Source organism: Rathayibacter sp. AY1B4 (assembly GCF_002932815.1).
In the GTDB taxonomy this organism is placed as follows: Bacteria; Actinomycetota; Actinomycetes; order Actinomycetales; family Microbacteriaceae; genus Rathayibacter.
Genome location: NZ_PSWN01000018.1, coordinates 56,168 through 71,395 on the forward strand (window position 1 = coordinate 56,168; position 15,228 = coordinate 71,395).

Genomic DNA, 15,228 nt, shown 5'->3' on the forward strand with positions numbered 1-15,228 from the left:
TTTCTCCGAACGATACTCAGCGATATGGGTGGCGACTGTGAACGACTGCCGCGTCGGCTCAGAGCTTCGCGAGCTTCGCCCGGGCGACGAGGAACAGCCCGTACATGACCAGTCCCGCGCTGACGAGGGTCAGGGCGATCGTGCCGTACGGAGGGACGTCGAGGAAGCGGATGGCCCCGTCGAGCCCGGTCGCCTGGCGGGCGTCGCCGGTCAGCGCCGCGACCACGAAGATCCCGCCGGCGAGGCCCAGAGCGAGCCCCTTCGTGATGTAGCCGGTCGCGCCGAGGATCAGCACGGCCGTCCCCGTCGGGCCCTCGGGGATGCGGACGAGCTTGCGGAAGCCGCGCCGGATCCCGATCGCGACGAAGCCGATCCCGCTGCCCAGCACGATCCCGCCGACGATCACGAGGATCACGACGCCGACCGTGCTCGTCAGCAGCTCGGTGTTGATGCGGCGGATCGTCGCCGACGAGCTCGTCGAGCCGCCGAGCGCGAAGACGAGCGTGGTGCCCGCGAGCGTGAGCGAGGCGAAGCCCTTGCCCGACTCGACGATCCGGCGGCCTAGGCGGGCGGGGAGCCCCGGCGCGGAGGAGCGCCCGCCGAGGGAGAGCTGCCAGAGGCCGAGCGCGACCAGCCCGACCAGCGCGGCCCAGACCACCACGAGCCCGACGGGGGAGTCGGCCATGCGCCCGATCGCTCCGGACGCGTCCGCCTCCCGCGAGGTCTCGTCGCTGACCGCGACGCGCAGGGCGAGGCCGCCGATCAGGAGGTGGATCAGTCCGTTCACGGCGAAGCCCGTGCGGGCGAGGCGCCGGAAGCGCCGGGTCCGGACTCCGGCGCGCGGCGACGGCACGCTCGCTGTGGACATCGCGCAACCCTCTCATCCCCGGCGGCCCCGGCGCCTCCTGACCCGCCGACGCGCGCGTGGCAACCCTCTCCCCGGCCGGGTGCCCGAGTCGTGGGATGGAGGTGCGGCGCGGTTCGCACCGCAGCAGGACGAGAGAAGGAACCCATGCGTGCACGCCGACGTCGCGCGGGCGGTCGCCGAGGGCCGAGGCGGGGCGGACGTCCGGTACTGAGCAGGGGAGGGCGGCGACGATGACCGGAGCGACGCTCCTCGTCCGCCGCCCGTCGAGCCCGGCCTCGCGGGTGCTGGTGCTCCACGCGACGGCGGTCGAGCTGGAGCTGCTGGTGGCCGCGCTGCTCGGACTCGCCGAGGCGACGCCGTGCCTCGACGTGCGGGTGGCGGCGAGGTCGCGGGCGGCGCTCCTGCTGGCGACCGTCGATCCGGAGGCGGTGCTGCCGCTGGCCGAGGCGCGGCGGGTCCGCGTCGGGCTCCGCCGCGAGCGCGAGGAGCTGGAGCGCGGCGGGATCGGGTGCCGGCACGTCGTCGAGGCGCGGGTCGGCCGTCGGTGGCTCCGGAGCGGGTCCGATCGGCCGCCGGCCTCGCGACGAAGTCCTGACGGAGGTTGTTCACCGCCGATGTGCGCCGCGCCGTCCCTCCATCTTCAGCAGCAGCCGCAGGCCTCGGAGTCCTCCCTCGTCAGCGCGGAGATCGGCGTCGTGCAGGACTCGCCGCGCCAGGCCTCCAGGCCCTCGCGGACGGCGACCGCGGCGATCACGAGGCCGGCGACGGGGTCGGCCCACGTCCATCCGAGCGTGCTGTTCAGAAGCAGGCCCACCAGGACGGCGGCGGAGAGGTACGAGCAGAGGAGCGTCTGCTTCGAGTCCGCGACGGCCGAGGCCGAGCCGAGCTCGCGGCCGGTCCGGCGCTCGAGCAGGGAGAACGCGGGCATCACCAGCAGGCTGACGGCGGCCAGCACGATGCCGACGGGGGAGTGCTGGGCCTCCGAGAAGCCGAGCAGCGCCCGGACCGAGTCGACGGCGACGAACGCGGCCAGGCCGAGGAACGAGACGGCGATGACCCGCAGCGCGGTGCGCTCGCGCGCCTCCGGATCGCGGCCCGAGAACTGCCAGGCGACGGCCGCGGCGGAGAGCACCTCCACCACGGAGTCGAGGCCGAAGGCGACGAGCGCGGTGGACGAGGCGACCGTCCCGGCGGCGAGGGCCACGATCGCCTCCACCACGTTGTAGCCGATGGTCGCGCCGACGATCCAGCGGATGCGCCTCTGCAGCACGCGGCGGCGGGCGGGGAGGAGCGGAGCGCGCAGGGCGCTCATGCGCAGCGGCAGTCGTCGCCGGAGCAGCAGTCCGGATCGACGACCAGGGCCAGGCGGAGCAGGTGGTCGAGCGCCCCGGCGATCCGGGTCTCGGCCAGCCGGTACCAGGTGTACCGGCCGTCCTTCACGGCCTCCACCAGCCCGCATCCGCGGAGGCACGCGAGCTGATTCGACATCACCTGCCGAGAGACCCCGAGCGCGTCCGCGAGGTCGGAGGGGACGGCCGGAGCCTCGCGCAGCGCGAGCAGGATCCGGGACCGGGTCTCGTCCGCCAGGGCGGATCCGAGGCGCGCGAGAGCAGCGGAGTGGGTGAGGGTCGCGGTGGCGGGCACGGGAGCGACAGTACACGCGATGCTGTATCGAGCGCGAGGGCTGTGGTCTCTCCTCGAACGTGCGAGCTCCCCTCCTGCTCCCCCCGTCGGGTGGGCGGACGGGCCGCACTGCCGCGGATCCCCGGGGCCGGCCGCCACGGCGCGCCCCGTGCGGCCCGCGCGCCGTGCCAGGATCCCCTTGATCGCGGCGCCCGTCCGCCGCTCCGCCGCTCGGTCTCCTGGAAGGGCCACGGACCCGCCTTGCTCGATGCCACGACCCTCCGCGTCGCCTTCGGGGTCACCGCCCTCACCCTCTTCCTGCTGTTCGCGCTGGTCACCTACCGGTCGACGCGCTCGTCCTTCAGCTTCTGGTGGTGCACGGCGCTCGCGCTGTTCATGGGCGGCTCGCTCGCCTACCTCCGCGACGGCACGGCCGACCAGGTGTGGGCGAATCCGCTCGGCAACGGGCTCATCGTGGCCGGCGCCGCCGCGGTCTGGGCGGCGAGCCGCTCCCTCCGCGGCAGGCCGACGCCGTGGTGGCTGGTGGTCGCTCCGACCGTGGTGGTGACGGGCGTGTCCAGCCTCGACTCGCCCGCCGTCAACGACTGGTCGGGAGGGCCGCTCTACCTCGCCTCGGTGGCGCTCCTCATCGGCCTGTCGACCCGCGAGATCGCGCTGCTCGGCGCCGGGCGCTCGCGCACGCGCTGGCCGCTGCTGCTGAGCTCCGGCGCCCTCTCCCTCTACTACGCGCTCCGGTTCGCTGTGTTCCTGGCCGCGGGGCTGCGCAGCGAGCTGTTCGCGACCTGGTTCGGGACCCCGACCACCACGCTGATCACGCTGGTGCTGCTGGTCGTGGTGTCGTTCAGCATGGCGTCGCTCAGCGGCGAGCAGGTCGCGCAGATGCTCACCGCCGGCGCCGCCCGCTCGCGGCAGGAGCTCGCCGACGGCGAGAGGGTGCAGCGGCGGCTCGAGCCCCGCTCGGTCCCGGACCTCCCGGGCTACGACGTCGCCGGCGCCTGCGTGCCCAGCGGGACGGTGAGCGGCGACTTCTTCGACTGGCGCTGCACGCCCGACGGGCTCGCCGTCACCGTCGCCGACGTGATGGGCAAGGGGGTCGGCGCCGCGATGATCGCCGCCACGGTCCGCGCCGCCCTGCGCGTCACTCCTCCCGCCCTCGGCCCGGCGGCGACGATGGCGCTCATCGACCGGGTCGTCGAGCCGGACCTGTCGGCGAACGACGCGTTCGTCACGCTCCTCCACCTGCGGCTCAGCGCGTCGACCGGCGACATCGCGCTCGTCGACGCCGGGCACGGACTCGGGATCGTCTGCCGCGCCGACGGCTCGCGCGAGCGCATCCCCTCCGCCCACCTGCCGCTCGGCCTCCTCGGCACGCAGGAGTGGGAGCCGACCGGCCTCCGGCTCCACCCCGGCGACCTGCTGCTGATCTGCAGCGACGGCGTGCTGGACCTCTTCGACGGCTCCCTCGCCGCCCTCGACCGGGTGGCCGACGCGGCCGTCGCCGCCCCCGCGACCGCCGCCGCCGCGGTCGCCGGCGTCACCCGCCTGGCGGCCGAGGGGCTGCTGGCGGACGACGTGACCGTGGTCGCGATCCGGCGGACCTCGGGGAGCTGACCCGGCCTCAGCCCCGCCCCGCCTGCAGCCGGAGCCCGGCCAGCAGCAGGTCGAGGCCGGAGCGGAACACGTCGAGGTCGTCGTGCGTCGCCATGACGTCGGCCGCGTGGTGGCCGAAGGGGAACTCCTCCGGATCGAGGGCGCGCCAGCGGTCGGCCAGGTGCTCGAGGAACTCGCCCCTCTCCATCCCGCTCTCGAGGAACTCGCGGGGCGGCGGCTGCGCCAGGTCGGCCGCGACTCCGACGACGTAGCTGACGATGGACGACACGGCGTGGAACCGCTGCCGGGGCGTCAGGTCGAGAGCCATGAGCTGCTGCCCGAGGCGCTCGTACATCGCCATCGAGTTGGGCTGAACCCCGGTCGTGCGGAGCATGTAGAGGCCGAACCAGGGTCGGCGGACGCACTCGTCGAAGAGGGCCAGCGCGACGCCGCGGACGTTGTCGATCGGGTCCGGCCCGTGGGTGAGCGGCTCGCTGTCTGCGAGGACCCGACCCATGACCTCGTCGGTCGCCCGCTCCAGCAGCTCGTCGCGGCTGCCGACGTACCAGTAGATGCTCGCCACACCGCCGCCGAGTCGGGCCGCGAGCGCGCGGAACGTGAGGGCCGACTCCCCGGACTCGTCGAGGATCGCGATCGCCTCGGCCAGCACGGTGTCGAGCGAGTGCGACGCTCGGCGGCGGCCCCGGGCGGGGGAGGGCGCGGCAGCGGTCTCCGTCGGGCGATCTGCAGGCATGGCTTGCATCTTACCGAACGGCGTTCCATACTATCGAACGCCGTACGAGAGTCGAACGGCGTTCGATAGGAAGGCGCCTCGATGTCCGCTCCGACGACCACCTCCGCCGAGTCCCGCGCTCACACCTCCCTCCGCTCCGCGGCACTCCCGCTCGCCGCTCTCTGCCTCGCGTTCTTCGTCGAGATGGTCGACAACACGCTGCTCTCGATCGCCCTCCCGACGATCGGACGCTCACTCGACGGGTCGACCGCCGGACTGCAGTGGGTGACCGGTGCCTACTCCCTGACCTTCGGCGGGCTGCTGCTGACAGCCGGGTCCGCCGCCGACCGGTTCGGCCGCCGCCGCGTGCTCCTCACCGGCCTCGCCGCGTTCGGGCTGATCAGCCTCGCCGTCGTCCTCGTCACCGACATCGGCCAGCTGATCGCCCTCCGCGCGGCGCTCGGCTGCGCCGCGGCCGCCATGGCGCCCGTCACGATGTCGCTGGTGTTCCGGCTCTTCGACGACGAGAGGCTCCGCATGCGGTCGATCACGATCGTGATGATCGTCGGGATGTCCGGCATGGTCCTCGGCCCCCTCCTCGGCGGCTCGATCCTCAGCACCGTCAGCTGGCAGTGGCTGCTCGTCGTCAACGCCCCGATCGCGCTGCTGGTCTGGATCGGCGTGCGCCTCGGAGTCCCCGCGGACCGGCGCGCCGACCTCACCTCCGGTCGGCTCGACCTGCCGGGGACCGCCCTCACCGTCGCCGCGGTGGGGCTCGGCTGCTACACGCTCACCAGCGGAGTCGAGAACGGCTGGCTGTCGCTCCTCACGATCGCCTGCGCCGCGGGCACCGTCGCCGCCGTCGCGGGATTCGTCGTCCGCGAGCGCCGCGCTGTCTCGCCCATGATCGACCTCGCGATCTTCCGCGCCGGCCCCGCGCGGGGAGCGGCGCTCACGCAGCTCGGCGCCTCGGTCGCCTTCGCGAGCGTCCTGTTCGGCCTGATCCTGCACTTCCAGTACGCCTACGGCTGGAGCCCGGTGCGCGCCGGCCTCGCGAACCTGCCCGTCATCGTCACGATGCTCGCCGCCACTCCGGTCACCGAGCGCCTCGCCGCGAAGCTGGGGCACCGCGCGGCCTGCCTGATCGGCACCGGGCTCCTGGTCGGCGCGCTGCTCGGGATGTCCTGGGCGGTGGACCGGGGCTACCTCGCGATCGCCGTGATGATGGTCGTGATGACGGTGGGCCTGCGGACGATCATGACCATCTGCGCCGTCGCCCTCGTCGAGGCGATGCCCGCGAACCGCACCTCGATCGGTGCGGCGCTCAACGACACGGCCCAGGAGATCGGCACCAGCATCGGCACGGCCGTCGTCGGCACGCTGATCGCCGCGCTGGTGGCGACCACCCTCCCGGCGGGCGCGTGGAGCGCGGACCTCGTCCGGAGCTTCTTCGCGGGTGAGCGGGTCGCCTTCCTCGTCGTGGCGGTCCTCGTCGGCGTGATCGCGACGATCGGCTCGCTGTCCCTCAGCGACTCCCGCTCCACCGAGGAGCCGGCGGCGGCCTAGTCCATCGGGTCGCGCCGAGCGTCCTCGAGGTCGGCGATGTCCGTGTACTCGAGGAAGTCCAGCGGCGGGATGTCCGTCATCTCCTCGCTCCAGGAGGGGCGGGCCGGCTGCATGCGGCGCGTCTCGAGCTCGATGTGGGCGATGACCTCCGCGTCGTCCGGCTCCTCCACCTCGCTGCTGTCGATCGGCAGCGACCAGAGCTGGCTCGCCGGCCCGATCAGCAGGTGGGCGTAGGCGCGGCCGCCGCCCTCGGTCAGGACCGGCACCGAGACGACGTCCGACTTGTTGACGTCCGCGAGGGCCCGGGCGTACCGGAGGACCGCCTTGCAGGTCAGGTCGCCGACGAGGAGGTGGCCGCTGGAGTAGTGCAGTTTCCGCATGCGACCAGCCTCCGCGCGCCGCCCGCGGGACCTCAAGAGGGTTGCCGCGGGGAGGCGGCTCCCCTAATGGGCCGGGAGGTCCCGCCCGGTCGGGATCACCGCTCGGGGCGCCCGGCGCTCTCGCGGAGCTCGCGGCCGTCGGCGACGTCCTCGGCGTGCTTCTCGGCTTTCTTCTCGCTCTGCCGGGTGTCGCGGGGCGGGAGCTGGATGTGCTCCTCCGCCGGGATGCCCGCCTGCAGCTGGCGGCCTCGCTCGAGCTCGGCGTCGAACTCGGCCCCGAAGAGCAGGGCGAGGTTCGTGATCCAGAGCCAGAGGAGGAAGACGATCACGCCGCCGAGCGCGCCGTAGGTCTTGTTGTAGTTGCTGAAGTTGGCGACGTAGAACGCGAAGCCGGCCGACGCCAGCGCCCAGACGACGAGGGCGAGGATCGAGCCCATGCTGGTCCAGCGGAACTTCGGCTGCCGCACGTTCGGCGACCAGTGGTAGAGGACCGCGACGATGACGACCATGATCGCGATCAGTACCGGCCACTTGGCGATGCTCCACACGGTCAGGGCGACCTCGCCGAGGCCGACGGCGTCGCCGATGGTCTGCGCGACGGGTCCGCTGAGCACGAGGATCAGCCCGGCGATCACGAGCAGGAGGACCGTCACGAGGGTGACGGCGAGCATCGTGGGGCGCAGCTTCCAGATCGGGCGGCCCTCGTCGATCTCGTAGACGCGGTTCATGCCGCGCCCGAACGCGCCGACGTAGCCGGAGGCGGACCAGAGGGCGCCGAGGACACCGGTGACGAAGGCCAGACCGGCGGCGGGGCTGGAGGTGAGCTCCTGGATCGGGCCGCGGACCGTGTCGAGGACGTCGGCCGAGACGAATCCGCCGGCGATCTCGAGCACGGTGTCGGTCGTGGTCTCGGCCTGGCCGAAGAGGCCGAGGATGGACACGATCGCGAGCAGGCCCGGGAAGAGGGCGAGGACGGCGTAGTAGGTCAGCCCCGCCGCGATGTCCGTGCACTGGTCGGCGCCGAACTCGCGGAGCGTCTTCTTGAGGACGTAGCCCCACGAGCGCTTGGTGACGTCCGTCGGTCCGTCGGGCTTGCGGGAGTCGTCGGGGTCGGGCGCGGTGCGGTCGCGCTCGGTGCTGGTCTGGGCCACGGTCGTCCTCCATCTCGAGCGTCTGCGGATCGTCGGGGACGGAAGGACCGCCTGCGATCGCTCCGAGCCCCGACGACGCCGTGCTCGCCACCGACCGTAGGAGCGCCGGACGCTCAGGGCAGGACGGTTGACAGCCGCCCGTCGAGTCCGGTGGGGAGGTGTCCCGCGGTGGAGCCCGCGCTCAGAGCTGCGCGAGCAGCCTCTCGCACGCCTGCTCGCAGCGGCGGCAGGCCTCGGCGCAGATCCGGCAGTGCTCGTGCATCCCGGCGTGCTGCTCGCAGTCGTCGGCGCAGGCGCGGCAGGCCAGGAGGCAGGCCTCGACGAGGGCGCGGACGGCCGCGGATCCGACGACGCCGCGGCGGGAGAGCACGGCGCCGGTCGCGGCGCACACGTCGGCGCAGGCGAGGTCGGTGCGGATGCAGTGGACCAGCTCGGCGACCGACTCCTCGCCGAGGCACGCGTCGGCGCAGGCGGTGCAGGTGAGTGCGCAGGCGCCGCACGCGTCGATGCACTCGGCCAGGACCTCCGGATCGACGCCTCGCAGCTCCTCGGGGTGGCTCCGGATCATGTCGCTCGTGCTGCTCATGGCGCGTCCTCTCGTCGTGACCCCGGCGGGTCGATCGGTCCGGGCGACGCTACGGGCCCGCCCGCCGCCGAGCGAGGGCCTGGCCAGGCACCGCGGCCGGTGATAGCCGGGCCGTCAGCCCCTCACGACGAAGGCGTCGTGGATCAGGTTGCCCCCGGTCGCTGCGGGGTTCCGCGTGCTGCCGCGGGTGATCGTGACGGTGTGGGTGCCGGCGGGCAGGGTCCCGCTGGTCCAGACGGTCTGGGCGGAGCGGGTGGTGGCGCTGTAGCGGTCGACCGAGGCCACGAGGACGCCGTCGAGGCGGACCTCGTCGATCCCGGACGTGCTGGACCGGCGGCTCACCCACGAGACTCCGGTGCCGGTGAAGCGGAGGGTGGCGGAGGCGCCCCCTGTCGACGAGAAGGAGACGCCTCCGCCGCTGTCCGCGGAGGAGGAGGTCGTGGACCAGGTGCCCGTGACGGCGACGGCCGGCGAGCCGTTCTGGTGGGTGCCGGCCCCGACGGCGGCGAGCGGAGTCGCGGTGGCGGTCGGCGTGGAGGTCGAGGTCGGCGCGGCGGTCGCGGTCGGCGTGGGCGTGGCCGTCGATACCGGAGTGGCGGCCCTCTTCGCGAGCACGATGGACGCCGTCGCTCCCTTCAGCCCGCTCGGCCGGAACGTGATCGTCGTCGCGGTGCTCGTCCTGCTCGTCACGCTCAGGGCGGCGCTCGAGGACACCGTGCCCGCGGTCGGCCGCGCGAGCGTCACGGTGAGCGCGCTCGTCGAGACCTGCGTCGGGTCGACGGTCGAGACGGTCACCGTGTCCGCGTCCTCCCGGATCGAGACCAGTCCGGCGCCGGTGATGCTCGCGACCCGGGTGCCTCCGACGAGCACGGGGCTCGTGGTCCCGGCCTTCCACGACACGGCGCTGACGGTGCCGGTCGAGCGGTCGCGGGCGGCGCTCAGCTGGGGGGTGTTGCTGAGCACGGTCACGTCCGGGTCCACCGCGTACGCGGCGGTCGCCGCCTCGGAGGCGCCGGGGAGGACCGTGTACGCGTACGAGGCGCCGGTCGGGTTCGTGCCGTGGCTCGTCGTGAGGGAGTAGTAGTGGCCGGTCACCGGCGCCGTCGGACCGGCGGCGCTCACGGCGCTCCAGGCTCCGGTGCGGGTCCGCCCCTGCGCGGTCAGGGCGATCGGCGTCGGGAAGACGTAGCCCACCGACTCCGCGGAGCCGGTGATCGAGGCCCAGCGGGCGGTGCTCGTGGCGGTCGCCTCCGCACCGCGGAGGACGCCGTCGACGCGGAGCCTCGCATCGGGAGCGACGTCGCGGCGGTCGTCGATCACCGTCTCCGCGCGCCGGCGCGCCCCGTCCCAGCCGGTCCCGGACATGTCGGTCGCCGTGATCCCGGAGCCGAGCGCGAGGATCTCGTCGTCGAAGGTGAACCAGGCCTTCTTCGCGACCAGGCTCACCGACGCCGCGTCGAAGTCGAGCGCCGCGATCCCCGTCCGCCGCGACGGGCTCTCGAGGCTCCCGGTGAAGGTCGTCGTCGGGCGGGACGACGCGCCCTCGCCCGCGCTCCGGACGATCGTGTCCTCGGTGGTGCCGGGCATCCGGTACGGGTTCGCCGTGGCCCAGTAGCCGTCGTCGTACTGGCGCCCGCTGCCCAGGTGGAGCGAGGTCGCGCCGTCGCCGGTGTACCAGCCGCTGCGGTTCTCGCCGTTGAGCGACTCGTAGCGCGCGATCCGCGTGCTCGACAGGCCGACGGCGAAGCCCGAGGTCGCCGTGGTCCGCGTGAAGCGGTCCATGCCGGCGAAGGCCCGGACGCCCGAGCCGATCGGGGTCGCGGTCAGGCCCGTGTCGGCGAGGACGAGCCGCGCGCGCACGACGTCGCTGACGGATCCGGCCGTCTCGATGCTCACGGGGCTGCCGGCGTTGCAGGCCAGCCAGCTCTTCGCCAGCGCGTTCGTCCGGGTCCGGGCCGCGGGCGGGGCGCTGTCGGCGAGGCGCAGCACCGCCGCCTGCAGCTGGACGCCGACGTCGCCGTCCTCCGACTCCGCCCGCGCGGTCTCGCGGCCGCGGACCGTCGACATCACGGCGCCGCACCAGGTGACGGGGGCGAAGGAGGAGGCGAGCCGGTCGTACACGCCGAGCCCCTCCGGGCTCGTGATCTCCCAGCGGGAGCCGTCGAGCAGCGCGTACAGGTCGTCGAGGGTGTCGAGCATCGAGAGCCCGTACCCGCCGCTGTAGGCGAAGACGCTGTGCTGCACGAAGGAGCCGTCGGCGTGGAAGCCGTCGCCGGACGCCACCGTCCGCAGCGCCGGGTCGATGCCGGCGGCCGCCTCCGCGATCTTCGCCGGCTGCTTCAGAAGCACTGCCCGCCCGGCGATGACCGCCGCCGTCCAGACGCGGTTGGCGCCGGTCCGGGTGACGGTGTCGGCGAAGCGCGTCGAGGCCGACAGGTAGGCCTGCACCTGCGCCGCCGAGAGGTCGGGGTAGAGGAGGGCGGTGATGCTGTTCAGCTCGAGCGGGATGCCGATCTGCTGCTCCCACCAGCGGGAGGTGCCGGTGGTGGAGCGGTTGTAGCGGTTCGCCGAGAGCCAGTCGGCGGTCGTGACGACGTCGCGGAGGAGCGCCGGGTCGCCGGTGAGGGCGGTCCCGGGGGTCTTCAGCGCGGTCGCGAGGACGGTGACCCGCTTGTAGGCGGCCCACACCTCCACCGCCGAGGTGCCCGTGACCAGGTCGGGCCAGGGCTCGCCGCCGTCGGTCTCGAGCGTCGACCAGTAGCCCTCGGCCTCGGCGACGAGGCGGCCCTTCGCCGCGGCGAGGCCGCCGACGCTCGCGCTGCCCGGGATCGTGCCCGTCAGGTCGGCGACGAGGCCGAGGCGCATCGCGTCGTACTCGTCGCCCGCCGAGTCGACGGCGGACGCGGTCGGCGCGGCGGCGAGCGGGAGGATCAGGGCTGTCACCAGCAGGAGCGCCGCAGCGAGCGGGCTCCCGCGCCGGGGCGCGTCGGATCGAGAGGGTCGGTTCGTCTCCGCGCGCGATCGGCGGAGGGGACGCGGCTGGGTGGGCACGGGCGCTCCTGAGGCGACGCCCACGAGCCTGCGGGCTTCGGGTGCTCGCGGGTCGCCGGGGGAGCGTCGGGTGAAGAGTAGGGGTCCGCTCCGTCCGGCGGCAAGAGGCGGAGGCGAGGACGGCCGGGATCGGCCACCGCCGACGCTCCCGACCGCGCGATCTGCGACAGCCGTACCCCGTGAGGGGTACAGAGGCGCCGAAGGTCCCCCACCCGTCAAGCGGGGCGATACGGTCGGAGGTGCGTGTGCGCTCCGGGGAGTCCCGGCGCGGCGCGCAGGGGGAAGGGGGCACGGATGATCGAGGCCGAGCAGGATCCGCGGCTGGTGGCGCTCGAGGCGCTCGAGATGATGGGGTCGGCTCCGGAGGAGCGCTTCGACCGGATCACACGGATGGCCGAGGAGCTGTTCCGCGTGCCCGTGGCCGAGATCCACTTCCTCGACGACACCACGCTGTTCACGAAGTCCCCGCAGCGTCCGGACGCCGTGCTTGCCTACCCGCGCGCCGGCACCTTCTGCGACGCGACGCTCGAGAAGCGCACCACGTTCGTCGTGCCGGACCTCGGCGCCGACGAGGCGTGGGCCGGGCACGAGCACGTCGCGGGGTACCCGCACGTCCGCTTCTACGCCGGGCGGCCGCTGTCGGTCGAGGGCGACCTGCAGCTGGGCACCCTCTGCCTCATCGACTTCGTGCCCCGGAGCCTCACCCCGGACGAGCGGCAGCTGCTCGAGGAGTTCGGCGAGTGGGTCGAGCGCGAGCTGCGCGACACGGCGGAGCGCGACCGCGCCGCCGACATGCAGACGCAGATGGCTCCCTCCTCCCTCCACCACCCCGCCGGCTACGAGCTCTCGGGGCTCTCGCTGCCGCGGTGGACGATCACCGGCGACTTCTACAGCTGGCGCGGCGACGACGAGACGGTCGACCTGACCCTCGTGGACGTGATGGGCAAGGGGACGGCGGCGGCGATCGTGGCCGCCTCGATCCGCTCCGCGTTCCGGGCGCGCCTGGGCGGCGACCCCGACGCGGTCGTCAGCGCGGTGAGCGCCCAGCTGCACGACGACTTCACGGCCACCGAGACCTTCGCGACCCTCTTCCACGGGCGCCTCGACACCGCGTCCGGCCGGATCGACTTCGTCGACGCGGGCCACGGGCTCACCGTCCTCCTCCGCGCCGACGGCTCGTTCCAGCGGCTCGCGGCACTGGGCCTCCCGCTGGGCATCGCGGAGGACGGCGGCTGGATCACCCAGACCGTGGAGCTTGCGGTCGGCGACTCGCTCCTGGCCTTCACCGACGGCGTCCTCGACCTCTACGACGGGACGCTGCAGTCCCTGGCGCGCGCGGTCGACCTCGCCCGCGACTCCGCCGACACCGCCGCGTTCCTGCAGGCGCTGAGGGCGCTCGCCGCCTCCGGCTCCGCGTCCGACGACATCACCGCCCTCGTGCTGACCCGCACGGGCGCCGACCGCTCCGCCGAGAAGGACCCCGCATGACGTTCACGACCGAGACGATCGCCCCCGACATCGCCGTGCTGCGGGGGGAGGGGCGGCTCAACGCGGCCTCGGCTCCTGAGCTGCGCTCGGCCGTCCGCCGGGCGATCGACGAGGGCAGCCCCCGCATCGTCGTCGAGCTCAGCGCGGTGACGTTCATGGACTCCTCGGGTCTCGGCGCCCTGGTCGGCGCTCTCAAGACCGCGCGGCAGGCGGGCGGCGACCTGCGGATCGCGGCGCCCAGCGAGCAGGTCGTGATGGTGCTGCAGCTGTCCAACCTGGACCGGGTGCTCACCCTCTTCGACACGGCCGGCGACGCGTACCGTGACTGAGCGCAGCGTCGGGTTCCGCACGCCCCCGGACGACACCGAGGTCGTCCACGAGATGCTCGCCGAGCTCTGGGGCGAGCGCCCGGACCTGCCGACCCGCGACCGCATGGCCGTCGAGACGGCGCTGGTCGAGCTGGTCGACAACGTCATCCAGCACGCGACGTCGACGACGACGATCGTCTGCCGCCTCGTCGTGCGCGTCGAGGGAGACGCGATCCACGCGGAGCTGGTCGACACGGCCGATCCTCCGGACATCGGCACGGGGCCGCGGGAGATGCCGGACGTCTTCGCCGAGTCGGGCCGCGGGCTCGCCCTCATCCAGGCTCTGACGACCACGTTCGAGCACGAGCGCTCCGAGGGGCGCAACGTCTGGACCCTGACCCGGGCGCTGGACTCCTAGCGACTGGCGCGGATCAGCGGATCGTGTGCGCGGTGATGACCGCGGCGGCACGCGCCAGGTCGTCCGCCATGCCGTTCAGCCCGGGGGAGGCCTTCAGCACCTCCGCGCTGACCTCGTCGTAGCGCTCGTCCACCTGCGCGAGCAGCTGCTCCCCGGAGGCGGTGAGGCGCAGCAGGACGCTGCGGCGGTCCTGCGGGTTGGCGAGCCGGTCGACGTGGCCGGCGGTCGCCAGCCGGTCGAGGAGCGCGGTCACGGCGCCCGTCGAGAGGGAGAGCTCGAGACCCAGCCACTTCGGCGTGAGGTCGGGCGACTCGCCGAGGACCTCGAGCGCGGTGAGCTCCGAGATGCCCACGCCCACGCCCGCGGCGATGCTCGCGCGGAGGTGCCGCTGCGCGTTCTCGAGCAGGCGGAGCGACTGCCGCAGCTGCACGGCGGGCGCGTCCTGGTCGACGTCGCGGGGGGTCGGTCTCTCGGTGGTCATTCGTCCTTCTCGGGGTAGGGCTGGGGTCATCGTACGGGTCGCCCTCGGGGGTCCCGGCCTGTCACCCGGACAGGGGGTGAAAGAACGATTGCAATGTATCTTGGTCATCAAGTAACTTAGCGGTCAATCGAGTTCGGCGGACCACCAGCCGGACCCTCCCCCTTCAGCACCAGCCCGCCCCACCCGATCAGGAGTCCTGCCATGTCGACCCACACCGCCAAGTCCAAGCGCGTCCGCTTCGCTCCCCTCGCCATCGCGACGAGCATCGCCGCCGCCGCTCTCCTCTCCGTCTCGATGTCCGGCACCCTGTCCGGCTTCGTCGCGAGCATCTCCAACACCGGCAACACCGCCGCCTCCGGCTCGCTCGTCATGGAGGAGAAGTCGACCGGCGCCAGCCCCATCACCTGCCTCAGCACCGACGGCGGCTCGATCAGCACCAACACCGCGACCTGCGCGACCATCAACAAGTTCGGCGGATCGACCACGATGGTCCCCGGCCAGACCGTCACCACCGCGATCACGCTGAAGAACACCGGCACCGTCAACGCCAACACCTTCACGCTGACCCCCGGCGCCACCTGCTCGCAGAGCAACAACGTCGCGGCCGGCGCCTCCGGCTCCGCCACCGACTTCTGCGGCAAGCTCAATGTCGTGATCACCTCCGGCGGGACCACCGTCTTCACCGGCACCGCCGCGACCCTCGCCGGCTCGGCCGTCAAGACCCTCAACACCGCCCCGGTCACCCCCGGCACCTCCACCCCCTTCTCCATCGCCGTGACCCTCGACTCGTCGGCCACCAACGCCTACCAGGGCCTGTCCGCCTCGCTCCCGCTCACCTGGACCTTCGCGAGCTGATCCCCTCTCCACCCGGCCCGGAGCGCCCCCGCGCGACGGGCCGGGGGAGGAGCGTCCCGCAGTGCTCCTCCTGCACCGCCCCCGAGAATCCCCCTCTCCCCCCGAGAAC

15 protein-coding genes are annotated in these 15,228 nt (G+C 73.5%); 6 read left to right on the forward strand and 9 right to left on the reverse strand.

The window, feature by feature from the left end:
* Positions 1-58: 58 nt before the first annotated feature.
* From C5D66_RS12335 to C5D66_RS12345, 3 genes are all read right to left on the reverse strand, one after another.
* Positions 59-868 carry a DUF1206 domain-containing protein gene (locus C5D66_RS12335; protein WP_104227140.1) on the reverse strand — a complete coding sequence of 270 codons (810 nt, stop codon included), beginning with the start codon at positions 866-868 and terminating at the stop codon, positions 59-61.
* A 640-nt stretch (positions 869-1,508) separates the two neighbouring features.
* A complete protein-coding gene (locus C5D66_RS12340; protein WP_104255958.1) occupies positions 1,509-2,180 on the reverse strand; it encodes a cation diffusion facilitator family transporter in 672 nt (223 codons plus the stop codon).
* On the reverse strand, positions 2,177-2,512 hold the full coding sequence (locus C5D66_RS12345; RefSeq protein ID WP_104234042.1) for a helix-turn-helix transcriptional regulator: 336 nt from the start codon (positions 2,510-2,512) through the stop codon (positions 2,177-2,179). The genes C5D66_RS12340 and C5D66_RS12345 overlap by 4 nt, the downstream gene beginning before the upstream one ends.
* Positions 2,513-2,752: 240 nt before the next feature.
* Here C5D66_RS12345 and C5D66_RS12350 point away from each other — a divergent pair, with 240 nt between their 5' ends.
* A complete protein-coding gene (locus C5D66_RS12350; RefSeq protein ID WP_104255959.1) occupies positions 2,753-4,123 on the forward strand; it encodes a PP2C family protein-serine/threonine phosphatase in 1,371 nt (456 codons plus the stop codon).
* Positions 4,124-4,130: 7 nt separating this feature from the next.
* Here C5D66_RS12350 and C5D66_RS12355 read toward each other — a convergent pair whose 3' ends face one another.
* Positions 4,131-4,856, reverse strand: coding sequence for a TetR/AcrR family transcriptional regulator (locus C5D66_RS12355; RefSeq protein WP_219814271.1), 726 nt, complete (start codon positions 4,854-4,856; stop codon positions 4,131-4,133).
* An 81-nt stretch (positions 4,857-4,937) separates the two neighbouring features.
* Here C5D66_RS12355 and C5D66_RS12360 point away from each other — a divergent pair, with 81 nt between their 5' ends.
* On the forward strand, positions 4,938-6,401 hold the full coding sequence (locus C5D66_RS12360) for an MFS transporter (protein ID WP_104255961.1): 1,464 nt from the start codon (positions 4,938-4,940) through the stop codon (positions 6,399-6,401).
* Here C5D66_RS12360 and C5D66_RS12365 read toward each other — a convergent pair.
* The 4 genes from C5D66_RS12365 to C5D66_RS12380 all read right to left on the reverse strand — a co-directional run bounded on the left by C5D66_RS12365 (position 6,398) and on the right by C5D66_RS12380 (position 11,461).
* Complete coding sequence (locus C5D66_RS12365; protein WP_104227132.1) at positions 6,398-6,781, reverse strand: hypothetical protein; 384 nt, start codon at positions 6,779-6,781, stop codon at positions 6,398-6,400. The genes C5D66_RS12360 and C5D66_RS12365 overlap by 4 nt on opposite strands.
* Before the next feature lie 95 nt (positions 6,782-6,876).
* Complete coding sequence (locus tag C5D66_RS12370) at positions 6,877-7,932, reverse strand: YihY/virulence factor BrkB family protein (RefSeq protein ID WP_104255962.1); 1,056 nt, start codon at positions 7,930-7,932, stop codon at positions 6,877-6,879.
* 181 nt (positions 7,933-8,113) lie between these two features.
* Positions 8,114-8,518, reverse strand: a complete 405-nt coding sequence (locus C5D66_RS12375) for a four-helix bundle copper-binding protein (protein ID WP_104255963.1) — start codon at positions 8,516-8,518, stop codon at positions 8,114-8,116.
* A 114-nt stretch (positions 8,519-8,632) separates the two neighbouring features.
* Positions 8,633-11,461 carry a polysaccharide lyase 8 family protein gene (locus C5D66_RS12380; RefSeq protein ID WP_146079311.1) on the reverse strand — a complete coding sequence of 943 codons (2,829 nt, stop codon included), beginning with the start codon at positions 11,459-11,461 and terminating at the stop codon, positions 8,633-8,635.
* A 402-nt stretch (positions 11,462-11,863) separates the two neighbouring features.
* On the opposite strand from C5D66_RS12380, the gene C5D66_RS12385 reads away from it, so the two are divergent.
* Genes C5D66_RS12385 through C5D66_RS12395 form a run of 3 tightly spaced genes read left to right on the forward strand, consistent with a single transcriptional unit; the run spans position 11,864 to position 13,783 of the window.
* The gene (locus C5D66_RS12385; protein ID WP_104256699.1) at positions 11,864-13,057 is read left to right on the forward strand and encodes a PP2C family protein-serine/threonine phosphatase; all 1,194 of its coding nucleotides are present in this window, start codon (positions 11,864-11,866) and stop codon (positions 13,055-13,057) included.
* Positions 13,054-13,386, forward strand: a complete 333-nt coding sequence (locus C5D66_RS12390) for an STAS domain-containing protein (protein ID WP_104224279.1) — start codon at positions 13,054-13,056, stop codon at positions 13,384-13,386. The genes C5D66_RS12385 and C5D66_RS12390 overlap by 4 nt, the downstream gene beginning before the upstream one ends.
* A complete protein-coding gene (locus tag C5D66_RS12395; protein WP_104256700.1) occupies positions 13,379-13,783 on the forward strand; it encodes an ATP-binding protein in 405 nt (134 codons plus the stop codon). The genes C5D66_RS12390 and C5D66_RS12395 overlap by 8 nt, the downstream gene beginning before the upstream one ends.
* Positions 13,784-13,796: 13 nt before the next feature.
* On the opposite strand, the gene C5D66_RS12400 is transcribed toward C5D66_RS12395, so the two are convergent.
* Complete coding sequence (locus C5D66_RS12400; RefSeq protein WP_104224277.1) at positions 13,797-14,264, reverse strand: MarR family transcriptional regulator; 468 nt, start codon at positions 14,262-14,264, stop codon at positions 13,797-13,799.
* Between the two features lie 201 nt (positions 14,265-14,465).
* Here C5D66_RS12400 and C5D66_RS12405 point away from each other — a divergent pair, with 201 nt between their 5' ends.
* On the forward strand, positions 14,466-15,119 hold the full coding sequence (locus C5D66_RS12405) for a hypothetical protein (protein WP_104224276.1): 654 nt from the start codon (positions 14,466-14,468) through the stop codon (positions 15,117-15,119).
* Positions 15,120-15,228: the final 109 nt, after the last annotated feature.